The 23,820-nt window shown below is 74.0% G+C and carries 20 protein-coding genes and 3 pseudogenes; 10 read left to right on the top strand and 13 right to left on the bottom strand.

Features of this window, described 5'->3' with window-relative positions; all coding sequences use genetic code 11:
* Nucleotides 1–92 precede the first annotated feature (92 nt).
* Nucleotides 93–1,847, bottom strand: coding sequence for an ABC transporter ATP-binding protein (locus ACJ9NR_RS35200; protein WP_412490618.1), 1,755 nt, complete (start codon nucleotides 1,845–1,847; stop codon nucleotides 93–95).
* 168 nt (nucleotides 1,848–2,015) lie between these two features.
* Between ACJ9NR_RS35200 and ACJ9NR_RS35205 the strand changes: the two genes are divergently transcribed.
* The 4 genes from ACJ9NR_RS35205 to ACJ9NR_RS35220 all read left to right on the top strand — a co-directional run bounded on the left by ACJ9NR_RS35205 (nucleotide 2,016) and on the right by ACJ9NR_RS35220 (nucleotide 5,642).
* Entirely contained in the window at nucleotides 2,016–3,104 is a 1,089-nt protein-coding gene (locus ACJ9NR_RS35205) for an S-(hydroxymethyl)mycothiol dehydrogenase (RefSeq protein WP_412490617.1), read from the top strand.
* A complete protein-coding gene (locus tag ACJ9NR_RS35210) occupies nucleotides 3,104–3,733 on the top strand; it encodes an MBL fold metallo-hydrolase (RefSeq protein ID WP_412490616.1) in 630 nt (209 codons plus the stop codon). Before ACJ9NR_RS35205 ends, ACJ9NR_RS35210 begins: the two co-directional genes overlap by 1 nt.
* A 221-nt stretch (nucleotides 3,734–3,954) precedes the next feature.
* Nucleotides 3,955–4,764 (top strand): SDR family NAD(P)-dependent oxidoreductase, encoded by an 810-nt coding sequence (locus tag ACJ9NR_RS35215; RefSeq protein WP_412490615.1) that lies wholly within the window; start codon nucleotides 3,955–3,957, stop codon nucleotides 4,762–4,764.
* Between the two features lie 179 nt (nucleotides 4,765–4,943).
* The gene (locus ACJ9NR_RS35220) at nucleotides 4,944–5,642 is read left to right on the top strand and encodes a L,D-transpeptidase family protein (protein ID WP_412490614.1); all 699 of its coding nucleotides are present in this window, start codon (nucleotides 4,944–4,946) and stop codon (nucleotides 5,640–5,642) included.
* A 31-nt stretch (nucleotides 5,643–5,673) separates the two neighbouring features.
* On the opposite strand, the pseudogene ACJ9NR_RS35225 reads toward ACJ9NR_RS35220, so the two are convergent.
* Nucleotides 5,674–5,823, bottom strand: a pseudogene (locus ACJ9NR_RS35225) (gfo/Idh/MocA family oxidoreductase); the annotation flags it as partial.
* A gap of 106 nt (nucleotides 5,824–5,929) precedes the next feature.
* Here ACJ9NR_RS35225 and ACJ9NR_RS35230 point away from each other — a divergent pair.
* The 3 genes and pseudogenes from ACJ9NR_RS35230 to ACJ9NR_RS35240 all read left to right on the top strand — a co-directional run.
* Nucleotides 5,930–6,268, top strand: a pseudogene (locus ACJ9NR_RS35230) (MarR family transcriptional regulator); the annotation flags it as partial.
* A gap of 100 nt (nucleotides 6,269–6,368) precedes the next feature.
* Nucleotides 6,369–6,554, top strand: coding sequence for a hypothetical protein (locus ACJ9NR_RS35235; protein ID WP_412490613.1), 186 nt, complete (start codon nucleotides 6,369–6,371; stop codon nucleotides 6,552–6,554).
* A 55-nt stretch (nucleotides 6,555–6,609) separates the two neighbouring features.
* Nucleotides 6,610–7,476: an EamA family transporter gene (locus tag ACJ9NR_RS35240; protein ID WP_412490612.1), complete on the top strand. Its 867-nt coding sequence runs from the start codon at nucleotides 6,610–6,612 to the stop codon at nucleotides 7,474–7,476.
* Nucleotides 7,477–7,480: 4 nt separating this feature from the next.
* Here ACJ9NR_RS35240 and ACJ9NR_RS35245 read toward each other — a convergent pair whose 3' ends face one another.
* Both ACJ9NR_RS35245 and ACJ9NR_RS35250 read right to left on the bottom strand, forming a co-directional pair.
* Entirely contained in the window at nucleotides 7,481–8,854 is a 1,374-nt protein-coding gene (locus tag ACJ9NR_RS35245) for a S1 family peptidase (RefSeq protein ID WP_412490611.1), read from the bottom strand.
* A 115-nt stretch (nucleotides 8,855–8,969) separates the two neighbouring features.
* Nucleotides 8,970–9,800 (bottom strand): SAM-dependent methyltransferase, encoded by an 831-nt coding sequence (locus ACJ9NR_RS35250; RefSeq protein ID WP_412490610.1) that lies wholly within the window; start codon nucleotides 9,798–9,800, stop codon nucleotides 8,970–8,972.
* Between the two features lie 162 nt (nucleotides 9,801–9,962).
* Between ACJ9NR_RS35250 and ACJ9NR_RS35255 the strand changes: the two genes are divergently transcribed.
* Nucleotides 9,963–11,141, top strand: coding sequence for a MalY/PatB family protein (locus tag ACJ9NR_RS35255; protein ID WP_412490609.1), 1,179 nt, complete (start codon nucleotides 9,963–9,965; stop codon nucleotides 11,139–11,141).
* Nucleotides 11,142–11,257: 116 nt separating this feature from the next.
* Entirely contained in the window at nucleotides 11,258–11,644 is a 387-nt protein-coding gene (locus ACJ9NR_RS35260) for a PPOX class F420-dependent oxidoreductase (protein ID WP_412490607.1), read from the top strand.
* A gap of 169 nt (nucleotides 11,645–11,813) precedes the next feature.
* Here ACJ9NR_RS35260 and ACJ9NR_RS35265 read toward each other — a convergent pair whose 3' ends face one another.
* Both ACJ9NR_RS35265 and ACJ9NR_RS35270 read right to left on the bottom strand, forming a co-directional pair.
* Nucleotides 11,814–12,227: a Zn-ribbon domain-containing OB-fold protein gene (locus ACJ9NR_RS35265; RefSeq protein ID WP_412490606.1), complete on the bottom strand. Its 414-nt coding sequence runs from the start codon at nucleotides 12,225–12,227 to the stop codon at nucleotides 11,814–11,816.
* Nucleotides 12,228–12,365: 138 nt separating this feature from the next.
* Nucleotides 12,366–13,034, bottom strand: coding sequence for a TetR family transcriptional regulator (locus ACJ9NR_RS35270; RefSeq protein ID WP_412491819.1), 669 nt, complete (start codon nucleotides 13,032–13,034; stop codon nucleotides 12,366–12,368).
* A gap of 216 nt (nucleotides 13,035–13,250) precedes the next feature.
* Here ACJ9NR_RS35270 and ACJ9NR_RS35275 point away from each other — a divergent pair, with 216 nt between their 5' ends.
* Complete coding sequence (locus tag ACJ9NR_RS35275) at nucleotides 13,251–13,943, top strand: peptidoglycan-binding protein (RefSeq protein ID WP_412490605.1); 693 nt, start codon at nucleotides 13,251–13,253, stop codon at nucleotides 13,941–13,943.
* Here ACJ9NR_RS35275 and ACJ9NR_RS35280 read toward each other — a convergent pair.
* The 7 genes and pseudogenes from ACJ9NR_RS35280 to ACJ9NR_RS35305 all read right to left on the bottom strand — a co-directional run bounded on the left by ACJ9NR_RS35280 (nucleotide 13,928) and on the right by ACJ9NR_RS35305 (nucleotide 23,628).
* A complete protein-coding gene (locus ACJ9NR_RS35280; RefSeq protein ID WP_412491818.1) occupies nucleotides 13,928–16,249 on the bottom strand; it encodes a SpoIIE family protein phosphatase in 2,322 nt (773 codons plus the stop codon). The two genes, ACJ9NR_RS35275 and ACJ9NR_RS35280, sit on opposite strands and share 16 nt — an antisense overlap.
* Before the next feature lie 232 nt (nucleotides 16,250–16,481).
* Nucleotides 16,482–17,048, bottom strand: a pseudogene (locus tag ACJ9NR_RS41750) (hypothetical protein); the annotation flags it as partial.
* A 31-nt stretch (nucleotides 17,049–17,079) separates the two neighbouring features.
* On the bottom strand, nucleotides 17,080–17,448 hold the full coding sequence (locus ACJ9NR_RS35285; protein WP_412490603.1) for a hypothetical protein: 369 nt from the start codon (nucleotides 17,446–17,448) through the stop codon (nucleotides 17,080–17,082).
* Nucleotides 17,449–17,752: 304 nt separating this feature from the next.
* Nucleotides 17,753–18,676 (bottom strand): MurR/RpiR family transcriptional regulator, encoded by a 924-nt coding sequence (locus ACJ9NR_RS35290; protein WP_412490602.1) that lies wholly within the window; start codon nucleotides 18,674–18,676, stop codon nucleotides 17,753–17,755.
* A 122-nt stretch (nucleotides 18,677–18,798) separates the two neighbouring features.
* On the bottom strand, nucleotides 18,799–20,493 hold the full coding sequence (locus tag ACJ9NR_RS35295; RefSeq protein ID WP_412491817.1) for a phospholipid carrier-dependent glycosyltransferase: 1,695 nt from the start codon (nucleotides 20,491–20,493) through the stop codon (nucleotides 18,799–18,801).
* A 94-nt stretch (nucleotides 20,494–20,587) separates the two neighbouring features.
* Nucleotides 20,588–22,519, bottom strand: a complete 1,932-nt coding sequence (locus ACJ9NR_RS35300; protein WP_412490601.1) for a phosphatase PAP2 family protein — start codon at nucleotides 22,517–22,519, stop codon at nucleotides 20,588–20,590.
* 209 nt (nucleotides 22,520–22,728) lie between these two features.
* Nucleotides 22,729–23,628 (bottom strand): BadF/BadG/BcrA/BcrD ATPase family protein, encoded by a 900-nt coding sequence (locus ACJ9NR_RS35305; RefSeq protein ID WP_412490600.1) that lies wholly within the window; start codon nucleotides 23,626–23,628, stop codon nucleotides 22,729–22,731.
* Nucleotides 23,629–23,820 lie beyond the last annotated feature (192 nt).

Raw genomic sequence — 23,820 nt, forward strand, 5'->3', positions numbered from 1 at the left:
GACCGGTGTTCCGGGCGTCCCTCGGCCGTGCCGTGCCCTGACGGCCGCACCCTCCTGCCGGTGAATCGGGCCCGGCCCCGAGAACCCGTGCGTCAGCCGGCCGTCGCCAGGAACTGCGTGGCCGCCAGCTCGGCGTAGAGCGGGTCGCCGGCGACCAGCTCGCGATGGGTGCCCACCGCGCGCACCCGGCCCGCGTCCATGACCACGATCCGGTCGGCCATCGTCACCGTCGACAGCCGGTGGGCCACCACGAGGACCGTCGTCGTACGCGCCACGTCGGCGACGGTGTCCCGCAGCGCCGCCTCGTTGACGGCGTCGAGCTGTGAGGTGGCCTCGTCGAGCAGCAGCAGGCGCGGCCGGCGCAGCAGCGCGCGGGCGATGGCGACACGCTGCCGCTCACCGCCCGACAGCTTGGTACCGCGGTGCCCCACCAGCGTCTCGAGCCCCTTCGGCAGCCGATCCACCAGCCCGTCCAGGCGGGTCGTCTTCAGCACCCGGCCGAGCGCGTCCTCGTCGGCCTCCGGGTTGCCCAGCAGCAGGTTGTCGCGCAGCGAACCGGACAGGACCGGGGCGTCCTGCTCCACATAGCCGATCGCCGAGCGCAGTTGGGGCAGATCCCAGTCCCGCACGTCGCGTCCGTCGAGGGTGATGGTGCCGGAATCGGGGTCGTAGAACCGCTCGATGAGCGAGAACACCGTGGTCTTGCCCGCGCCGGAGGGCCCGACGAACGCCGTCATGCCCCGGGCCGGCACCGCGAAGGTCACCCCGTGGTGGACGGGGGGCAGATCGTCGGCGTACCGGAAGCGGACCTCCTCGAAGGCGAGCGCGGCCGGTTCGGCGCCGGAGGCGGGCAACGGAGCCGGGCGGGCCGCCGGTTCGGCAGGCAGGCTCAGCGCCTCCTGGATGCGGGCGAGGGCGGCGGCGCCCGTCTGGTACTGCGTGATCGCGCCGACCACCTGCTGGATCGGGGACATGAGGTAGAAGACGTACAGCAGGAACGCCACGAGCGTGCCCACCTCGATGGCGCCGGTGGCCACCCGCGCCCCGCCCACCGCGAGCACCGTGATGAAGGCGATCTGCATCGCCAGACCGGCCGTATTGCCCGCGGCAGCCGACCACTTGGCGGCCCGCACGCTCTGTCGCCACGACTCCTGGGCCGCGTCGTGCAGCGTCCGCTCCTCCCGGTGCTCGGCGCCGGACGCCTTCACCGTGCGCAGCGCGCCGAGTATCCGCTCCAGCGAGGCGCCCATCACCCCGACCGCGTCCTGCGCCTGCCGGCTCGCCCGGTTGATGCGCGGCACGATCACCCCGAGGACCGTGCCCGCGCCCAGGATCACGGCCAGGGTGACGAGCAGCAGCACCGGATCGACCAGCCCCATCATGACGACGGTCGCGGCGAGCGTGAGCCCGCCCGTGCCCAGCCCGACCAGGGAGTCGGTGGTGACCTCGCGCAGCAGCGTCGTGTCCGAGGTGATGCGGGCCATCAGGTCGCCGGGTTCGCTGCGGTCGACCGCGGTGATCCGCAGCCGCAGCAGATACGAGGACAGGGCGCGCCGCGCGCCGAGCACCACCGACTCCGCGGTACGCCGCAGCACATAGCCGCCGAGCGCGCCCACCGCCGCGTTCGCGACCACCAGCGCCGACATGGCCAGCAGGGCGCCGGTGATGGCCCGGTCGTGCGAGAGGTCGTCGATCAACCCCCGTGCCACCAGCGGCAGCAGCAGCCCGGTGGCGCCCGTGACCAGCGACAGCAGCGCGCCCGTCGACAGGGCCCATCGGTGCGGCCGGACGTAGGCGAGGAGCAGTCGCCAGGCGGGCGGGTGCGACTCGGGGTCTGCGATGCTCACGGCGCTCCTCGGCTCTCGTGCGGAGCGTTCAGGTTACGTCGGCGCCCGCGCCCGGAGCCCGGCCCCTTCCGGACGACCGCGCGTCCCGTCCCCGGGACGACGCGGTTACTGATCAGTCACCCGTAGGGTCGAAGGGACGGACATCCGCCGATGAAAGGGTTCAGCACCATGGCGCAGGAAGTTCGTGGCGTGATCGCACCGGGCAAGGACGAGCCGGTGCGGGTGGAGACGATCGTCGTACCCGATCCTGGACCCGGGGAAGCGGTGGTCCGGGTCCAGGCCTGCGGAGTCTGCCACACGGACCTGCACTACAAACAGGGCGGGATCAGCGACGACTTCCCCTTCCTGCTTGGTCACGAGGCGGCCGGGGTGGTGGAGTCGGTCGGCGAGGGTGTCACCGACGTCGCCCCCGGAGACTTCGTGGTCCTCAACTGGCGTGCGGTGTGCGGGCAGTGCCGCGCCTGTCTGCGCGGGCGGCCGTGGTACTGCTTCGACACCCACAACGCCCGGCAGAGGATGACCCTCGCCGCCACCGGCCAGGAGCTGTCGCCGGCGCTGGGCATCGGCGCGTTCGCGGAGAAGACCCTGGTGGCGGCCGGGCAGTGCACCAAGGTCGATCCGAGCGTGCCGGCGCAGGTGGCCGGGCTGCTGGGCTGCGGTGTGATGGCGGGCATCGGCGCGGCGATCAACACCGGGGAGGTCGGCCGCGGCGACAGCGTGGCCGTGATCGGCTGCGGCGGGGTGGGGGACGCGGCGATCGCCGGTTCCCGTCTGGCGGGCGCGGCGAAGGTCATCGCGGTGGACATCGACGACCGCAAGCTGGCCACGGCGCGGGAGATGGGCGCCACCCACACGGTGAATTCCAGGGAGAACGACCCGGTCGAGGCGATCCGCGAGCTGACCGGAGGCTTCGGCGCCGACGTCGTCATCGAGGCGGTAGGCCGCCCGGAGACGTACAAGCAGGCGTTCTACGCGCGCGACCTGGCCGGGACGGTGGTGCTGGTCGGCGTCCCGACACCCGAGATGAGGCTGGAGCTGCCCCTGCTGGACGTGTTCGGCCGCGGCGGCGCGCTGAAGTCCTCCTGGTACGGCGACTGCCTGCCGAGCCGCGACTTCCCGATGCTGGTCGATCTGCATCTGCAGGGCCGGCTGCCGCTGGAGAAGTTCGTCACCGAGACGATCGAACTCACCGACGTGGAGAAGGCGTTCGAGCGGATGCACCACGGCGACGTGCTGCGCTCGGTGGTGGTGCTCTGATGGCCGCGCGCATCGAACGCCTCGTCACCTCCGGGCAGTTCACACTCGACGGCGGCACCTGGGACGTCGACAACAACGTCTGGCTCGTCGGGGACGACCACGAGGTCGTCGTGATCGACGCGGCCCACGACGCCGACGCCATCGCCGCGGCCGTGGGGGACCGCCGCCTGACGGCCATCGTGTGCACGCACGCCCACAACGACCACATCGACGCGGCGCCCGCCCTGGCCGATCGCACGGGCGCCACGATCTGGCTGCACCCGGACGACCTGCCGCTGTGGAAGCTGACCCACCCGGACCGCGCCCCCGACGCGCATCTCGTCGACGGCCAGGTCATCGAGGCGGCGGGCGCCGACCTCACGGTGCTGCACACCCCCGGCCACGCGCCGGGCGCCGTCTGCCTCCACGACCCCGCCCTGGCCACGGTCTTCACCGGCGACACCCTCTTCCGGGGCGGCCCCGGCGCGACCGGCCGCTCCTACTCCCACTTCCCGACGATCATCGACTCCATCCGGGACCGCCTGCTGACCCTCCCGCCGGAGACGACGGTGCTCACGGGCCACGGCGATCCCACCACCATCGGCGCGGAGGCTCCGCACCTGGAGGAGTGGATCGCACGGGGGCATTGATCCCTCCGGACCGAGGGGTCGGGTGACCCGCACGGAATCCCCGTGAAAGGCGACAGGAGATGCCCGTCTTCCGCGGCACGCTCGACCCTGACCGCAGGAGTCGTGAGCGAAGGGGAGGTGCGCCTACGCGAGTCGCCGCGGGAACGCTGACACACGAGGACAGACAAGAACACCGACGCGCGCCCTCCGCCGTGCGGATCTTGGGGGAGTAGGTTCGGCTCATGGCTGACACGAAGCGCTTCGAGGGACACGGGGTTCTCGTCACTGGCGCGGCCCGCGGCATCGGCGCGGCGGTCTCCCGGCGTCTGGCCGAGGAAGGCGCGCGGGTCCTGCTGACCGACGCCGATCCGGCCGCGGCGCAGAAGACCGCGAGCGCGCTGCGCGAACGAGGTCTCGCGGCCGAGGCGGCGGCGTGCGACGTCGCCGAGCGGGCCGCCGTGGAAGCGGCCGTCGCACGGGCCGTCGAGACCTTCGGGTCGCTCGACGTCCTGGTCAGCAGCGCGGCGAGCTGCACCCCCGACACCCCGCTCTTCGAGGACGGCCCGGACGACGCCTGGGACCGAGACCTCGACATCACGCTGACCGGCACCTACCGCTGCTGCCGTGCCGCCCTGCCGCACCTGGCCGCCTCCGGCCGGGGCGCCGTCGTCACCATCGGTTCGGTCAACGCCCTCCAGGCGTTCGGCAACCACGCCTACAGTGCCGCGAAGGCCGGTCTGCTCTCCCTCACCCGCACCATGGCCGCGCACGTGGCCGCGCGCGGTGTCCGCGTGAACCTGGTGATGCCGGGCACGGTGCGCACCTCGGCCTGGGAGGGCCGCGAGGACGAACTGCGGACCCTGCGCGGCCTGTACCCGCTCGGCCGGGTCGGGGAGCCGGACGACATCGCCGCCGCCGTCGCCTTCCTCGCCTCCCGCGACGCCTCCTGGATCACCGGCACCGCGCTCACGGTCGACGGCGGTCTCACCGCCGTCAACACGGGGTTCCTCCGGGCGACGGGCCAGGACGGGGACGCCCCGGAGTTCCCGTAGCCCGCCGCACGAGAGATGGGCCACAGCACCTCAGCCGTCTCCCTGTGACCCGCGGCACTGCGAATGTCACCGTTTCGTCGCATCGTGGGCGATCCCTGCAACCGATCGCGCCGCACACCGGTCTAGCTGGCAGAGATCGCGGATCAGACGCGCCGACGACACGAAGGGCAAGGCCGGCCATGGGGGACATACGCAGACGGGGCGCCGTGGCGCTCGGGCTCACCGCGCTGGTGGCACCGCTCGCGCTCGCACTGGGCACCGCGCCCGCGCAGGCGGCGACGGGCTGCACCAGGAGCACCGGGCCGTACCAGAAGCAGGTGGAGAAGTTCCTCCACCTGACCGTCGACGGCAGGCAGTCGGCCACCGACTGCAAGGCCGTCAAGGCCTTTCAGACCAAGCACGGCATCACGCCGAACATCGGCTACGCGGGGCCCGTCACCTGGGGTGTGATGGACCTGATGAACAAGCAGAGGGCCGTGGGGAAGAACCCGAACAAGGCCCACAAGTGCCCGACGAACAAGGGCCGTATCGCCTGTGTGAACCTGACGCTCCAGCTCAGCTGGATCCAGGACGGCAGCCGGCTCGTCTACGGCCCCGTCCCGGTCCGCACCGGCCGTAACGGCTACGAGACCCGCACCGGCCTGAAGAAGATCTACTGGCGGCACATCAACCACGTCTCCAGCATCTACCACGTGCCGATGCCCTACAGCCAGTTCTTCGACGGCGGCCAGGCCTTCCACTCGGTGAACCTCAGCATGTGGAACCCGCCGGGCTCGCACGGCTGCGTCAACATGACCCGCGCCACCGCCAAGAAGTACTGGTCACTGCTGAGGAAGGGCGACGACGTCTTCGTCTACGGCCGCAAGCCGGGCACCTGACGCGGGCGCGGGCACCCGGCTCGGCGGCCCGTCACCGCGTGGGCGCGTCCGCGAAGTCGGGGATCTCCAGCCGTACGCCGCCCTGCCGCGCGGACTCGTGCGCGACGATGCCCGGCAGGGTGCAGCGGGCGGGCACCCACGCGTCGACGGACGGCAGCGACCGCGTGTTCACGGCGGTCACGGCTCGGCCTGTCCGCGGGCAGCCTCACCCGGCTGACCAAACCGCTGACCGAGTCGGGCCTGCTGATCGAGGTCACCGAGGCCGGTGCGCCGGCGGAGGCGCGTGGGACTGGACGTACGAGGAGATCCTGGCCCTGGCCCTCGCCCTGGCCGCGGCCCGTGAACCCATGCACGCCCGTGTCGTCGGCGAGGCGGCGCGCGCCCTGGGCACCCTCGTCGCCCGGATCGCCGGCTTCGCGATCCCACAGAAGATCCTGCTCGCCGGTGAAGGCGTCGGGCTGATGGATGTGGCCGGAGACACGGTGCGGGAGTCGATCGCCGCCCGGCGGCATCCGCTCGCCGCGCCGGTACCCCTGGAGACCAAGGTGTCCGACTTCCACGACTGGGCCCGCGGCGCGGCCGTCCTGGCCATCCGGGTGCTGGTCCTGGGGGTCGCGGATGCGTGAACTCACCGGTTTGTTCGGGCAGATGGACGTGACCAGCAACACGGTCCTTTATGTCCGTTTTCTGCAGGCTTACTCACAGTGCCTTCACGTCCGGCGCCGTATGCTTCACAGCATGTCCACCACCGTTGAACCGTCCTCCGTGCGCTCGGCGGACGAGGTCAACGAGGAGATCCGGGCCCTGTGGCGCCGGTCGGGCGGGACACTGAGCGGCGAGCAGCGCGAGGAGTACCAGCGCCTCGTCCTGGAGTGGGCCGCCGCGGCCCCGCCCCGGTCGCGGGCCGCCTGAACGGCACTGAGCCCCGCGGCGCTTCACAGCCCCGGCCCGGGGAACCCGGCGCCGGATGGGTCCCCTCCTCGCACTGGCCTCCGCCGTCTGCTACGGCATCGTCGACTTCACCGGCGGAATCCTCTCCCGCCGGGCCTCCTACGCGACCGTCACCTTCCTCGGCCAGCTCGGCGGGCTGCTGTTCGCCTGCGCCGCCGCCCTCCTCGTGTCCGCCTCCTCCGTCCACCTCTCCGACCTGCTGTGGGGCGCCCTGTCGGGCGCCGGCAGCTGCACCGCCATGCTCTTCTTGAACCGTGGTCTCAGCCGCGGCGCGATGAGCGTGGTCGTACCGGTCAGCGCGGTGACCGGCGTCGCCCTGTCCGTCCTGTGCGGGGTCCTCGCTCTCGGTGACCGCCCCGGCCCCCTGGCCTGGGTGGGCATCGTCGTCACGGTCCCGGCCCTCTGGCTCGTCGCCGGTGGAGGCACCGGCCGCCGGGGCGCGGCGGCGGAGGTGCGGCCCGCTCCGCCCGCCCGTCCGGGCGGAGCCGTGGGGGACGGCCTGGTCGCCAGCGGGGGCGTCGCCGTGCAGTACGTCGCGCTCGGCCTCGCGGCACCGTCCGCGGGGCTGTGGCCGGTGGCTGCGGGCCGCGTCGCCGCGGTGCTCCTGCTGCTGCCGGGCGCCGTGCGGGGCGGGCTGCCGCGCCCGGCGCCCCGCCTGAGCGTCCCGTCGCTCCTCGTCGGCGCCGGGGCCGCCCTCGGCCTGATCCTCTATCTGCTCGCCGCCCAGCGGCAGCTGCTCGCCGTCGCCGTGGTCCTGGCCTCCCTGTATCCCGCGCTTCCCGTCATCCTCGGACTGGCCCTGCTGCACGAGCGGGTGCGCGCGCCGCAGGCGGCCGGGCTGCTGGGCGCCGCGGCGGCCACGGTCCTGCTGACCCTGGGCTGAGCCGTCAGCCCCAGGTGGCGGAGTAGTGCCGGCGGTACTCCTTGCGGTCCTGCTCGGCGCGGATGTAGCGGGTCGCGACCAGCGCCAGCAGGCTGCCCCCGATGACGAGCAGGCCGGGGCCCACGTTCTCGGGGTTCGCGAGCCGGGCCAGCAGTGTCTCGCCGTCATCCGCGAGGCCCGAGACGGGGCCCGAGGAGCCGGGGGAGGCCGCGCCGGGTGCGATCGCGCTGTGCGTGGCCGAGGAGGACGGCGCCGCCGTGCCCTGCCCGGCGGCCTGCTTGGACACGATCATCCGCACGCCGAGCGCCTGCATCGCCCTGGTCACCGGCTGGAAGAAGGTCGTCCCGCCGGAGGTGCAGTCGCCGCTGCCGCCCGAGGTCACGCCCAGCGCGACGCCGTCGGAGAACAGCGGACCGCCGCTGTCGCCGGGCTCGGCGCACACATTCGTCTCGATCAGGCCGGTGACGGTGCCCTCCGGATAGTTGACCGTGGCGTCGAGTCCCTTGACCTGTCCGTCGTGCAGCCCGCTGGTGCTGCCGCTGCGGAACACCCGCTGCCCCACGGCGGCGTCGCCGACGCCCGTGATGCGCACGCCGTTGCCGTTGCCGATGGCCACCACGTCGGCGCCCGCGCCCGCCCGGCCGCTCGCGTACCGCACCAGTGAGAAGTCACTGCCGGGGAAGTCCTGCCGCACCGTCGTGCCGAGCTGCTGGTTGCCCCGGTTGTCCGCGAACCAGATGGACCCGGTCGCTCCGCAGTGCCCGGCGGTGAGGATGAAGTCGCTCTTTCCGTCGGTCACGTTGAAACCGGCCGAGCAGCGCCCGCCGGTCGACAGGATCGGCTGCGCCCCGTTGAGCCGGGTCGTGAACGCGCCCCGCGTGCGCTCCGTGCGGACGTAGGAGCCGATGCCGGTCGCGACCTTGGTCATCCGCGACCAGTCGGAGGCCGAGACGGTGCTGTCGCCCTGCACCACGACCTGGTTGGTGCGGTAGTCCATGACCCAGGCCGTACCGGCCACCCGGGGCGCCGCGCGCAGCGTCGACGCCGCCGCCTTGAGGTCGTTCATGCTGTGCCGGACCATCTTCGCCCGGGCGCCCGCGTGCTGGACCCGGGCCGCCGCGTCCTTGTCGGTCACGGCGACGACCGGACGCCCGTCCGCGCCGATCCAGGTGCCCGCCGTGCGGGCGGTGCCGAGTTCGGACACGAGCGCGGCACCCGGGTTCCCCGAGGTGCCGGAGGCGCTGAGCGGGAGGGCGGAGGTACCGGGAGTCTCGCTCGCCATGGCGGCCTGCGTGACCATCGCTCCTCCGAGGAGGAGACCGCCGACGGCCGCCAGCCGCGTCGCTCGCCGGACGATCCGTCGTCGTGCGTGCCTCATGCATCGCTCCCGAACCCGTACGCGCGGTGTCAACACCGCGGGGCACTCCGGTCGTTGAGCGCCCTCTCTCCATACGGGGCCGGGGACCGTCCCGTTCAGCGCGCGGGCGGTCCGCTCACCGCTTGCGGCCCACCCCGCCGTACATGGCCACTTCCCGCGGCTCGTCCCCGCGGGGCTGCTCGGGCCGCCAGCGCGAGCACGAGACCACGCCCGGCTCGAGAAGGTCCAGGCCGTCGAAGAAGCGGGCCACGGCCTGCGGGGTGCGCTGGGTCAGCCGCGGGATGCCGCGCTCGTTCCAGAAGCGGACCGCCGCGTCCACCTCCGGCAGCTCGGGGCTGGTGATGGTGTGGGAGAGCACGAGATGGCTGCCGGACGGCAGTGCGTCCATGAGGCGGCGCACGACGCCGTAGGGGTCCTCTTCGTCGCTGAGGAAGATGACCACTCCGAGCAGCATCAGGGCGACCGGGCGCGTGAGGTCCAGGGTCTCGGCGGCCCGCTCCAGGATCGCCTCGGCGTTGCGCAGGTCCTCGTCCAGGTGGTCGGTGCGTCCCTCGGGCGAGCTGGTGAGCAGGGCGCGGGCGTGCGCCAGCACCAGCGGGTCGTTGTCGACGTAGACGATCCGCGCGTCCGGAGCCAGACGCTGGGCGACCTCGTGCGTGTTGTCGGCGGTGGGCAGGCCGGTGCCGATGTCGAGGAACTGGCGGATCCCGGCCCCGGTCACGAGATGGCGTACGGCGCGCCCCAGGAATCGGCGGTCGGCCAGCGCGTACTCGCCGATGGCCGGATGCAGTTCGCGGATGTGGTCACCGGCCACGCGGTCGACCTCGTAGTAGTCGCCGCCGCCGAGCCAGTAGTTCCAGATCCGGGCCGTGTGCGGGCGCAGCGTGTCGAGGCGTCTGCGCAGCGCCGCGGCGTGGTCCTCGGTGCATGCCGGGTTCTCCGTCAAGGGTTCCGCTCCTGGAGTGCCTTTTGCGGGGGGTGGCATCAACCGGCCATCCAACCACCGGAGTTGATGTTTGCCGAGGGTGGAGAACGGGTGTTTTCCCCGCGCTGCCGGTGGTGCGCCGAATCGTTCCAGGTGAGAGGTGCGCCCCTTATCTTGAGCGCCATGAACAGGATCCCGTACGACCCGTCCGGTGAACCGAATCCGCTGCGCGTCCTCTCCCTCGACCTGCTGCGCCGCCGTACCAGCGTCAAGTGGCGCGCCCACCCCGCCGACGTGCTGCCGCTGTGGGTGGCCGAGATGGACGTCCCGCTCGCCGCGCCCGTGGTCCGCGCGGTCACCGACGCGCTCGCGCTCGGGGACACCGGCTATCCGGCGGGCACCGGCTACGCCGAGGCGCTCGCCGGGTTCGCGGAGAAGCGGTGGGGTTGGGACGGGCTCGCCGTGCGGCGCACCGCGATCGTGCCCGACGTCATGCTCGGCGTCGTCGAGATGCTGAAGCTGGTCACCGGGCCCGGGGACCCGGTGATCGTCAACCCGCCGGTGTATCCGCCGTTCTACCAGTTCGTCGAGCACATGGACCGGCGGGTCCTGGAGGCGCCGCTCGGCCCGGACCTGCGCATCGACCTCGGGGTGCTGGAGGGCACCTTCCGGCGGGCCGTCGCCGGCGGACACCGCGCCGCCCACCTGCTGTGCAGCCCACACAACCCCACCGGTACCGTGCACACGGCCGAGGAGCTGTCCGCCGTCAGCGCCCTCGCCCGCCGCTACGGCGTGCGCGTGGTCGCGGACGAGATCCACGCCCCGCTGACCGCGGCCGGCGCGGACTTCGTGCCGTACCTGAGCGTTCCGGGCGCGGAGGAGGGCCTGTCCCTCATGTCCGCGTCGAAGGGGTGGAACCTGGCGGGCCTGAAGGCGGCGCTCGCGATCGCCGGACCGGCGGCCGCCGCCGACCTCGCCCGCCTGCCCGAGGAAGTCGGCCACGGCCCGAGCCACGTCGGCGTCATCGCCCACACCGCCGCCCTGACCGACGGCACCGCCTGGCTGGACGCGCTCCGCGGCGGCCTGGACGACAACCGCCGGCTGCTGGCGGACCTGCTCGCCGAGCACCTCCCCGCCGTCACCTGCCGCCCCGGCGAGGCGACCTGCCTGGCCTGGCTCGACTGCCGCGCCCTCGGCCTCGGCGACGACCCGGCCGAGGTGTTCCTGGAGCGGGGGAGGGTGGCGCTGAGCCCCGGCACCGCCTTCGGCACCGGCGGGGCGGGGCACGTACGGCTGAACCTGGCGGCCTCACCCGAGGTGATCACCGAGGCCGTACGGCGGATGGCGGCGGCACTCGGCTGAACCCGGGCCGGTCACGGCCGTCATGGACACGGGAGCCCCCGCATGATCACCCGCGACTCCTCCAGGCGCCGGCCGGTGCCCAATGCCGCAACAGGCCGCGGCACTAGACTTCCGCCATGGACCACATGTCGCTGGAGCGGCTCGGCGCCGAGAAGTACGTGCTGATCACCAGCTACCGCAAGAACGGCACCCCGGTCGCCACGCCGGTGTGGGTGGTGCGCGACGGTGACGCCCTCGGTGTGTGGACGGCCGCCGACTCGTGGAAGGTGAAACGGATCCGGGCCCGCGGGGACATCCTCGTCGGTCCCTGCGACCTGCGTGGCCACCCCACCGGCAACCAGGTTCCCGCCGTCGCCGAGATCGGCGACGAGGAGACCCTCGCCCGCTACCGCCGGCTCATCGTCCGCAAGTACGGGATCGTGGGCCGTCTCACCCTGTTCGGCAGCCGGCTGCGCCGGGGGCTGAAGGGCACCGTCGGCATCCGCGTCACGCTCGCGCCCTGAGACACATGCGGCCGTGCCGGTGCGAGCAGCCGGTGGTGGCCGAACGCCACCTCGCCCTCGCGCCCGGCGTGGGACGGCGGCCGGGCGGTGTCTCCGTGCGGTGTCTCCGGCCGGGCCGGCCGGTCGCCGTGCGGCAGCCGTCTCCCGGGGCGGCGGGAGGGCGAGCCGGTCAGGTCCAGGCGCGGTACGGCTCGTCGACCAGCTGGAAGACGGGCTCGCCGCGGACCGGGTCCTTGGCGGTCGACAGCCGTACCCGGTCACCGCTGCGGATACCGATCAGCGGTCCCATGACCCGGCCGCGCACGACGAAGCCCTCGGCCATCTCGACGAGCGACACGTTGCGGGCGGCGGGCGTGTTGCGGTGCACGATCGTCGCGTGGCGGATCGTGCCCGTGCCCGCGCTGCGCTCCGTGCGCAGGTCACCGCCCTGGCAGACCGGGCACAGCAGCCGGTGGTACATGGCGGTGCCGCACCAGGTGCAGCGCTGGAAGAGGAGCGTGTCCGCGTCGCGCGCCGCCGGATCGAGCAGACCCGCCGCGGAGCCCGCTGCCTGACTGGCCACGTTTCCTGTGTAGTGGTACACGCTGGTCAACTCCCTGCGCCTCGGCCGGAATCCCATGTGCGCGGCTCAACCGTGCACGGACGTGCCCGGTTCACCGTGCCACCGTGCACGCGACCAATGTATGGCACTCAGTGCCACTCGTAAAGGCACTCCGTACCCTCAATTTCGCCCGAGCTCCGGCTCGATCTCCTGCACGACCCGCCACAGGGGCGCGTCGCGCCGGGCGACGACCACCACCACGTCCTCCGGCCCGCCGCTCACACGGCGGGCCGGAGCCGTGCCGAAGGCGGACTGGACGTAGCCGAGCGCGTGGTCGACGGCGGCCTCGGAGTCGCCCTCGCCGTCCGAACGCAGCCAGGACCGCAGCGCGTTGTTGTGCGCCGCCACCACGGCGGCCGCGATCACGTCCGCCCGCAGGATGCCGTCGCGCCGGCCGGCGAACCGGACGCGCAGGTACTCCGCGAGGGCGCGCTCGTAGCGCCACACCACGGACAGCTCGTACGTCCTGAGTCCCGGGACCTTCTTGGTGAGGCGGTAACGCTGCACGGAGAAGGCCGGGTTCTCGGCGTACATCCGCAGCACGAGCCGGGCCGCGTCGCAGACCCGCCGCACGGGCTCGTCGTCCTCGCCGCTCTCGGCGAGGAAGGCCGTCATGTCGGCGAGGCACCGCTCGTGGTCGGGGAAGACGACGTCCTCCTTGGAGGGGAAGTAGCGGAAGAACGACCGCCGTCCGACGCCGGCGAGCGCCACGATGTCGTCGACCGTCGTCTGCTCGTAGCCCCGCTCCAGGAAGAGCTGGAACGCCGCCGCGACCAGCGCGTCCCGCATCGGTGGCTTCCCGGCCGCCGCCTCCGTGTTCATGGACGGAACGTAGCACCGGCACGGCGCGTATGGCACGCGGTGCAGGGGTGTCGGGGAACTCAGTGCTTTCGCCGCCCCCGGGACGGGCGACCGGTGCCGCCGCTGAACCCGCGGGGCGGTGGCCGCGTATCACTCGTCGGGGAACGGCGGAGGCCCCGATGCCGGGGACGGAAGGAGAGCACTGTGCCCACACCGCCCGGGTCGGACGCGCCGCACGACCGCCCGCCCCTGGAGCCCATCCGCGTTCTGCGCCCGCGCCGCACCGACGGCCTCGCGGAGCTGTTCAAGGAGATGGAGCAGGGTCGCGAGGACCTCGAGCGCGTCGCCGTGCCGGACCCGCGCTCCTGGGACGAGGGCGAGACGCAGGAACTGCCGCGCGTGCGCGCCGGAGACGGCACCGCCGCGCGCGGCGCCGGGCCGGGAGGGCCCGAGCGCCCCCGATGGGGCTCCGGACCGGGACTGCGCCGTGCCGCGATCGCGGTCGCCGTCTCCGCGGCCGCGCTCGTCGGCTTCGCCTGCGCCCTTCTGCTGCCCGGCCGCGACGGCCACGCCGCCGCACGCCCCCCGGGCGCCACGGCGTCCGCCGCACCGACCGCGACCGCCTCGGCCACCGCCGCCACCGCACCGGACCCCGACGGCGCCGGCACCCTGCGCGAGGGCGACAGCGGTCCCGCGGTGGCGGACCTGCAGCAACGCCTGCTGCGCGTACCGGACATCTACCCCGGGGGCTCCGCGAGCGGCACCTACGACGCCACCCTCGAGGCCGCCGTGGCCCGCTTCCAGCTCTGGTACGGCATCAGCGGCGACGAGCGGGGTGTCTACGGCGACGACACCCGGCGCGCACTGGAGTCACGCACGTCCTACGGCACCGGCTGAGGCGCCGTCCGCCCGGGGCCGACGGGGACCCTGACGTCCACCACACAGACGTCGTCCCGGCGTTCGCGCTCCAGCATCGAGGCGAGCAGCGGTCCGAGGGACGGGGACCCGGGCTCGTCGGCGTGGCTCAGCACGGCGTCGGCGAGGCGCGTCAGCCCCCGGTCCAGGCCCTCCGCGGGCCGCTCGACCAGGCCGTCGGTGTAGAGCAGGACGCGGTCGCCCGGAGCCAGCCGGCACACCGCCTCCTCGTACTCGGGCGCCGGGCTCGCCCCGAGCAGCATGCCGCGCGGGCGGTCCAGATAGCGCACCCGGCCGTCGCGCACCAGCAGGGGCGGCGGATGACCGGCCTGGGCCCAGACCAGGCGCCGCTCGGCCGGGTTGTACCGGGCCAGGATCAGGGTCGCGGTGCCGTGCGAGTCGCGCGAGTGCAGCAGCAGCGTGTTGAGCCGGGTCAGCGCACCCGTCAGTGAGGAGCCGGTGATCACCATGCCCTTGGCGGTGAACCGCAGCTGGGCCATCGTGGCGACCGCGTCGATGCCGTGCCCGGCGACGTCTCCGACCACGAACAGGGCGTCCCCGTCCGGCAGTTCGATGACGCTGAACCAGTCACCGCCGACGTGGACGTCCGACTGCGCGGGCAGATAGGCGACTTCGACCCGCAGCCCGGCCAGGAGCACCGGCCTGGTCGGCAGGGGGAGCAGCGCGTGCTGGAGCCGGCCGGCCAGCGTCCGCTCGGCGCGCAGTACGTCGTGCTGGGTGAGGATGGCCCGCTCGCTCTCGACCAGGGCGAGTTCGGCGCTGCGCTGGGCGGTGAGGTCCTGGATGACGCCGTGCACCTCGACGGTCGTCCCGGCGGAGTCCGGCACGGCCTCGGCCACCGCCCGCAGATGGCGCAGCCCCTCGGCCGTCCTGACGCGGAACGGGACGTCGACCGTCCGGCCCCGCGCCAGGAGCTCCCCGATGGCGTGGGTCAGCGCGGCCATGTCCTCGGGCAGGGCGAGAGCGGGCAGCCCGGTGAGGTCGACGGGACCGCGCGCCGGGTCGCGGTCGAGGAGCGCGAACACCTTGGACGACCAGGTGACCTCGTGCGTGATCAGGTTCCAGCTCGCCCAGCCCAGACCACCGAGCCGCTGCAGGTCCGCCAGACGCTGCTCCTGCCGGTCGGAGGAGCCCTGCCGGACCCAGGTGACGACCAGGCCCTCGCCCAGCCGCGCGGCCCGCACGGTGTAGGTGGACAGCTCGGTGGTGCCGTCCACCGTCTCCTGGCGGCCGAACGGCTCGCTCTCGTACGGCGTTCCGGTGGCCAGCGCGCCCTTCAGACCCTGCCACATGGGCTCGCCGGCGAGCGCCGGGCAGCTCTCGCGGAACCGCCGGCCGATCAGTTCGCGCCCGGCGCGGCCGGCCACGTCGACCGCCTGGGCGGTCGCCGCGTCGATGCGGAAGTCCTCGACGCCGCCCGCCGCGGCCCGCACCGGAGCCAGCAGCATCGCGGCGTCCGGCAGCGCGTCGAACACGGCCTGCACGGCCCCCGCGGAGCTGTCGGCGGTGTCGTGGGGGCGCGGGCCGATCGCGAGCAGCCGGCCGGCGCAGAGCCGGGCCACCGCCTCGAGATGCCGCCGGGCGCTCGCGGAGAACGGCCCGACGCGGGAGCGCAGGACCCCGACGCACACGTCGGGCCCGTCGCCGGTGGGCACGGGCAGCCAGGCCCGGGACCGCCACAGCCCGGGCGGGTCCATCAGCAGGTACCTCTCGCGGTCGGCCTCGGCGTCCTCCAGCCAGTGCGGCTCACCGGTCCGCAGCGCCTCGAGCGGGGCGACCCCGCTCAGCGGCGGCACCTGGCGCCACTGCGCGGCCAGGACGCCGTCGACGCCGGCGTGCCCGATCAGTTCGAGCTCGCCGGCGGGCAGCCGAGCGTAGATCATGACCGCGTCGGCGTCCACCTCGGACGCGAGATGCGCGAGCAGGCACTGGGCGAGATCCTGCGGCGTGGCCACGCGGACCAGTTCCCCGCCGAGCGGGCCGAGATCCGCCGGACCGTCCCCCGGGCCGGCCGCGCGCGGCGCGCTCGCGGCGGCGGACGTGGAGCCGGCGGAGGGCGCCTGCTCCCCGGCGGCGCCGACCGTGGCCGGGACCAGGCTGCTGAGGGTGATCCAGCACTCCTCCAGCAGCGAGCGGCTGCCCGCTTCGGCCCGCCGGGCGAGCTCCTCGTGCGCGGCGTCGGGGGAGCAGCCGGCCTGCGCCATCACGACGCCCTTGGCCTGCTCCACGACGGCCGTCCTCGCCGCCAGATCGCGCAGCCGGTCCATCTCGGCGCGCTGCCTGGCGACCACTTTGGCCAGCGCGACGGTGTCCGGCGCGGCACGGGATTCGGCGCCCGGTGCGGGCTCGCTCGTCACGGGTCGAGCATCGCACATCGCACGCGCTTCGATCGCGGTCCTGCCGGCTCCGGTTCCACCGGAAAGGGCGAGGCCGGGGCACCGGCGCCCCGGCCCGGCGCACGGGTCGGCCGTCCGGCGGCCGGTACGGCCACCGCCGCAGCAGCCGGCTGAGCCGCGGCATGACCGGGTACGTCAGCGGCGACAGCAGCAGCACGGGGAGGACGGCCGAGCGCAGCGGCAGCGGCCAGGCGCGGTGCGGGGCGCCGGCAGCCACCGGATGAGCAGGGTGAAGGGACAGGCCCCGAGGAAGGTGGTGAGCACCGTCTTCCAGCGCGGCGGCGACCGCATCGTGGTGCCGGGCAGGCTGAACCAGGTCCCCATGCCGGTGGTGGACTGCCGCTCGCTGCCGGCCTCCGTGGCGACCCCCTCGATCCGCTCGTGCCACGAGGCCCGCTCGTCGGACTCCGGCCACTGTGCCGGCCGGTGCGCGTCCGGGAAGCGGAACCACGTGGTGGCGGTGACCGTCCCCGGGGCGCAGCCACGCGACGCCCTCGTCGCCGGGGAACCCTCTGGCGCGGCGGGTGATCCCGCGGGTCCGCTCCTCGAGGTCCTGCTCCCGGCCGGGGCGTACCCGCCGGGTGAGAATGCCGGTGACCGTTTTGCTGCCGCGCGGCCGGGTGGTGCCCGGGGTCACGAGGTGTGCGACGGGTGGCACCGGTTCACGCACGGGCCCGCGGGCACCGGGCCCGCGGGCGCCGTCAGCGCCCGGAGTCGACCAGGGCGCGGCTGACCGCGCGGACGCTGCGCGCGATGTGCTGGAGCTGCATGACCTCGGCCGCGTACAGCTTGATCGTGTGCTCGATGACCGACTCGGGCAGGCCGAGCGCGGGCAGGTCGGCGCGCGCGGTCTGCAGGGCGGTCCGGGCGACCCGGATCTCCTGCTGGACCTGGATCTGCGCGTGGCGGGCGAGCAGGACGGGATGGCGGATGAGGGCCGGGTAGCTGCCGTAGCGCGCGGGCACCAGTTCGCGCAGCCACTTGGCCGCCGAGCGCTCCCAGTCGTAGGAACCGGGCTGCTTGACCTGGCACGGCCAGTCCGGGCTGATGCGCGTGGTCGTCAGTTGCATGATCGTCGCTTCCGGTCTTCGGCGTCGGGAGGGTGGTCCGACGAGGGGCGGGCGGCCCCGGCCTAGGGGATGACCGGGACCGCCAAGGGCACTCGCACGGACGAGGCCCGCCCGGACACCACGAGCGCCGACGCGGGTAGGAGACGGCGGCTCCGGGGGTGTCCGGGGTGACGCCTGAGCAGTATTTATATATGCCGTCCGCTTTGCAAGACGCATGAAAACATTCATGCGCGAAATGTAGGGAAAGATCCGTTTGTCATGGGTGAAAGGCGGAGTGAGCCGTGTTGCCCCCGAGCGCGGAAGCTCAGTCGCGCAGGAAGAACTGGTGCTGCTCGGAGATCTGCTCGTACTCCTCCAGGCGCGCCTGGGTGCGCTCTGGGTCGGCGTCGGTCATGGCCTGCAGCAGCGCGGAGGAGACCACGCCGGGCGCCGCGTAGGTGTCGAAGACCAGACGGGAACCGGTGCCGGTGGCGAAGACGACCTCCGCCTCGGCGGCCACCGGGCCGAGCGCCAGATCGGTGACCAGGGCGATCCGCAGGCCGGCGCTGCGCGCGACCCGCACCGCCGCGAGGGTCTCCTGGGCGTGCCGGGGCATCGAGAACGCCAGCACCCACGTACCGCCCGCCTCCCGCGACTGCAACAGCGCGTCGTAGGCGACGCTGCCGCCGCGCGTCACCAGCCGCACGTCCGGGTGGATACGCCGCGCCGCGTACGCGAAGTACTCCGCGAGCGAGGCCGAGATGCGCAGCCCGAGAACGGTCAGCGGGGTGGAGTCCGACAGTTTGCGGCCGAGGTCGATGATCTGGTCCGGGTCGGCGAAGTCGCGCCGCAGGTTCTCCAGGTTCTCGATCTCCGCGTCGACCGCCGCCTGGAGCTCGTTGCTGACGTTCTCCTCCGTCGTGCCGGGCCCGCCGGCCAGGGTGCCCAGGGCGATCGACTGGAGCTTCTCGCGCAGCGCCGGGTAGCCGCTGAAACCGACCGCCGCGGCGAACCGCGTCACCGAGGGCTGGCTCACGCCGACGCGTTCGGCGAGGTCCGTGATCGAGAGGAAGGCCGCCTCGGTGATGTGCTCGATCAGGTACTGGGCGATGCGCCGCTGGCCGGGGGAGAGCCGGGGCCGGTCGAACAGCGTCCTGAGCTGGGAGGCCGGGGCGGCCTCGACTTCGGGTGCGGTCTTGCCCGAGGTGATGGCGGATGCCTGTGCGCGTGCCTGCTGCGGCGATGGCACCGGTGCGCCTCCTTTGTCTCCCACAGTGCTTCAACATAGCCCACGCACCGTCGTGACCAGGGCTTGTACGGCCGCATCCGAACGGTTCGACGGCACCCGCGCCGCCTCCCGGCGGCCGCGTCTCAGCGCCGGTAGAGCGTGATCGAGTGCCCCACCTCGTCGATCGCACGACTGCCGGCCAGCAACACGGCCAGCCGGCCCCGCGCCTTGGCCGCCGCCGAGTCCGACACGACCAGCAGCCCGCGCACCTGACGCGGCGCCACGTCGCGCGGGTCCCGGGCGTGGATGCCGTAGTACGACGGCACGCCGCTGCCCTTGTAGACCAGCCAGATCCGCTCGCCGCGGTAGCGCTCGCGCAGCCGGTCCGCGAGCCGGCCGAGGTCCTGGCCCCAGTCCACGTTGGAGTCGTGCAGCCGCAGGTGCGTCCGGGCCGGACCGCCGAACGCCTCGTTGGAGTACGGCAGGTAGTAGGGGAACGTCCGCAGCGAGCTCACCGCCACGAACAGCACCAGCGCCCCGGCCACCGGCGCCGCCCACCGCCACCGCGCCGCGAGGACGCAACCCGCCGCCACCGCCAGGAACATCGGCACGAAGATCGCGTACCGGGTGCCGAAGTCCCGCGCCCCGGTCATGGCCGCGGCCAGCAGCACCGCGGCGGGCAGGAGCACATAGGGCGCCGCGGGCCGCAGCCGCCGCAGCGCCACCATCACCGCGGCACCGGCGACCCACAGGGCGAGCATGCCGAGCGGCGTCTTCACCAGCAGGGCGGCCGGCAGGTAGTACCAGCGCGAGCCGGTGTACAGGTGCCCGAAGAGGAAACCCTGCCAGGGCTGGTTCTCCAGGCCGAACTGGATGCGCATGCCGTCCCGGTAGGAGGGCGGCAGCGGCGTCAGGGCGACCAGCAGGCCGCGCAGGCCGTGCACGGCGGGCACGGGCGGTCCGGGCGTGCGGCGCAGGCGCGGATCGACGGCCAGGTACGACACCCACACGACGGCCACGGCCACGGCAGCGGTGACCAGCGCCGCCCCGGCGGCCCGCGCCAGAGCCCCGCGCCGGCCTCCGGGGCGCGCGTGCCACACCGACCAGGCGGCCAGTGCCATCACGACCGGCACCGCGGGCAGCATGTTCATCTTCGTCGCCAGCGCCGCTCCGAGCGCGAGCCCGGCCAGCGGCACGTACAGCCGTGGCCGGCGCCGCGCCCGCCACAGCAGCCAGACGGACGTCAGCGCGAACCCGGCCGCCGGCACGTCCAGCGTGGCCAGCGAGCCCTGCGCGATGACGTCGGGGGAGAGGGCGTACAGCGCGAGGGCCGCCGACCCGGCCGCGGCGCCCGCCAGTTCACGGGCGAAGGCGAACACGACGAGCCCGAACGACAGGGTCAGTACGATCATCGGCAGCCGGGCCCAGAACATCAGCCGCCACGGGTCGTTCCCGGACTCGTAGAGCAGATGCCGTCCGAACCGGCTCTGATCGCCCCGGTACGACGTGTCCACCCGCGGACCGTCGATCGCCACCCCGGCGGCGATGACCAGCTTGCCGAGCGGCGGATGCTCGGGGTTGAAGCGCACCCGGTGCTCGTGCAGGTAGTCGGCGGCCGTGGCCACGTAGATCGGCTCGTCGATCGTCGGCGTCTGCTGCACGGCGGTGGTGACCATGGCCGCCGCCATCTGGCCGAGCAGCACCACCACCAGCAGCACGACCGGCCACCGCCTGCCCGGCCGGCGCGACGGCCCGGCGGCCGCCGCCCGCCCCGGCGGGTGTTCCTCGTCGCCGCGGGTGCCCGGTTCCAGGACCGAGTGCTGTTCGTGCGCCATCATCCGCCCCGCGGTGACACCCGCCGCGAGGGGGCGGGGGGTGCTGCGGGCCCGTCCCATGGGCCCTACTCTCGCACCGGCGCCCGCCCCCCGGGCGTCACCGCCTCAGGAGTCGTACCGACAGACCTTCCGCCGTGTAGACGGGTACGGCCCGCAGCCGGTCGGAGTTCAGCTCGACGCGCTCGAAGGAGCCGCGCAGCCGCGGGGCCGACAGGACACGCACCGTGCTGCCCGCGGCGGGCGGCCTGCGGTCGTCGAGCCGCAGCGCCAGCACGCTGCCCGTGCCCAGCAGCGCCCGGCGCGTCACCTCCAGGGCGGGCTCGCGGCCGGAGCGCAGGGTCAGCTCCAGCGCGGCGGACTCCTGGCAGTACACGCCGTGCACCCGCACCGGCCGCTCGGCCCGCAGGGTGCCGCCGGCGACCCGCACGTCGCCGTGGCCCAGCGCGTGGGAGGAGGCGGCGACCAGCGTGCCGTCCGCCACGACGGTGCCGCCGCCGTACGTGTTGTGCCCGCTCAGGGTGAGCGTGCCGGAGCCCCGCTTGGTCAGCCCGCCGTCGCCGCCGATGTCGTTGCGCCAGCTGTCGGCGGCGTGGAAGCCGCCCGCCGCCGCGTCCAGCGTCACGGTCACGTCGCGGTCGAAGGAGCCGTAACCGTCCGCCGCGGCGAACAGGTCGAGCCGCCCCCACTGCTCGAAGCCGTCCAGCAGCACGTATCCGGAGGGCAGCGCGGTGGTGCGCAGCACCTCGCGGCGCTCGGCCGCGTCCAGGTACGGCAGCCGCGTCTCCAGCAGCACCTCGGCGCCCTTCGGCACGGTCAGCGGCACCTTGCGGCCCTGGCGGGTCAGCACGTACGTCAGGCGGGGCCCGACGGCGCGGGCGTTGGCGTCCCGGTCGGCGTAGGCGTCGCTCGCGTCGGAGTGGGCGTAGGCGAAGAGGGTGTCGGCGGTGGTGCCCGTCTCGGCCGTGAGGTACGCCAGCGCCTGGGCGCGGGCCGCGGCCTTGAGGCCGGCGTTGGCCGGGTCGGCCAGGGTGGCGGCGGCGAGGGCGGTCGCCATGACACGGCCGCCGATGACGTCGACCGTGGAGTGCATGCCCGCCACGATCCGGCTGTGGCTGAGTTCGAAGGCGCGCGTCACCAGCTCCTGGAACCGCTCGGGCACGGCGTACGCGTAGGCCAGGCACGCCAGGTGGAAGGCGTTGGTGTGGCCGCTGGGGAAGCCGCCGTCGTCCGCCGGGCTCGAGCTGCGCTGGCGCAGCAGCTGCGGCGCGACGAGCACCTGCGAGTCGTAGACGGGGAAGCCGAACGCGTCCGTCCGGCCCGTGTCGACGACCTCGCTGTCCTCGTTCATGCGCCACGGACGCGGGTACTGGTAGGCGTACTTGGACGGGTTGCCGGAGGCGTACGGGCCGCGCACCGTGTCCACCAGCTCGGCCACCTTGCCGAGCGCGGAGTCGTGCGACCCGGCGCCGAGCGCGGACCCGGCCGGGGCACCGGCGGGCACGGCGTCGTCGATCCGGCCCGGCGGCGTGCCCTCGGGGGCGGCGGTGATCGACGTGACCGCCATGGCGCCCGCCTTGTACGGACCGGCCAGCGGGCCCAGGCCCGCGATCATCGCGTAGCTCTGGTGCTGGCGGTCGTACAGGAACGCCTCCTTCGCCTGCGCCTCGGTGCGGGCGCCCGTGATCCGGGCGCAGTAGCGCATGTTGGCGCGCAGCACCTCGGGCCGCAGCGGCATGCCGGTGTTCCAGGCGCCCCCGGTCTTCCACACCCGGGCGAAGCCGCCGAGGACGCGGACGACGGCGTTGGTCTCGGGTGTGCGGTTCGCCGAGATGTTGCTCTTGTAGTCGTCGACGAACGCGGCGGGCGCCGTGGCGGCCGCGGCGCCCGCCGCGGCCGGCCAGGTCACGAGGGCGGGGGCGGCCAGCACACCCGCCGAGGCGCCCAGGGAGGTCTTGAGGAATCCCCGTCTGCCGACGGCGAGTCGGCCGTCCGGCGAGGAGGAGGAGCCGTGCCCGGTTGATGACGGCATGCGTGTGCCTCTCTTGTGGTGTGCGGCCCTGCGGCCGGAAGGAAGACGGTGCCTGGTTCGCGAGCGGAGGTGCCTGGCGGGACGCGTGGGACGAGCGGACCCGGTGCGTCCGGTGGAGCTTCGAGCGAAGGTCTACGGCCGGGCCCCGACCCGGCGGGGAGCGGCCGGGGACCGGGATGTGGCGCGTGCGTGAACGCGGGGCGGCCGGTTCACAGGATCGAACGGGCCAGTGCCACGGCCCCCTCCACCGGCGGCACGCGCAGCGGCCGCGGGCGGGCCCCCGGGACCGACGCGGCGAGCGCGGTCACGAAGGCTTCGTACAGCGGGGGCTGGGCGAGGATCGTGCTGCCCGCGACCACCACGTCGTCCACGGCGACGCCGCGCGCGGCGAGCCGTGCCACGAGCGCCGCCAGCGAACGGCCGCCCTCGGCGATCACCGCGACTGCCGCCGGTGACCCCGCCTCGGCGGCCGCGAACACGGCCGGCGCGTGCCGGCCCCAGTCCGCGGAGACGTCCGCGGCGCTCTCCAACGCGGCGCCGAGCGCGGGTACTTCGGGAACGCCGAAGGACGCGAGCAGACCTCGGGCGAGGGCGTCGGGCTGCTCCCCCCGGTCGTGTGCCGCCCACGCGGCCCGCGCCGCGTCGCGTACCAGACCGGCGGCGCCGCCCTCGTCGCCGAGCACCGCGCCCCAGCCGCCGACCTGGACGGGATCGCCGCCGGCCGCCCGACCCACCGCGACGGAGCCGGTGCCGGCGACCAGCCCGACGCCCCTGTCCAGACCGGCGGCGGGCACCAGGAGTTCGGCGTCGCCGACGACCGCCGCGGGCACGTCGAGGTGGAGCCGGAGAGCGGTCCGTATCCGTTCGCACTGGCGCGGTGTCTCGCAGGCGTGGCCGCCCACGGCGACCGCGGACGGGCGCGCGCCCGCGGGCAGCGCCTCGGCGACCACCGCGGCCAGCCGGTCGGCCGCGGCCACGGGGTCGTGCGGCCGCCAGCCGCTGCTGGCGCGCAGATGGTCGGCGACGCGTACGGAACCGGCGTAGGCGCGCAGATGTGTCTTGGTGCCGCCCACGTCGATGCCGACCACGAGAGGCGTGGAGTCCTGCACGGAACCTCTTTCGTCGTTGCGCTGCACTGCACGCGCGGTGCACTGCGACGGCGGGCGAACCGTGCTCGATAGGAAGGGGGTCGGGGAGCTAGGGAAGCCCCGGGACGGGCCTCTGGCGGACACGGCAGGCGAGTACCGTGAACTTCGTTAGGAAGTTAACTAACGAAGTACAGTGCGTCAAGAGGTGTCGCC

Source organism: Streptomyces sediminimaris, assembly GCF_047049295.1.
Taxonomy (GTDB): Bacteria; Actinomycetota; Actinomycetes; order Streptomycetales; family Streptomycetaceae; genus Streptomyces; species Streptomyces sediminimaris.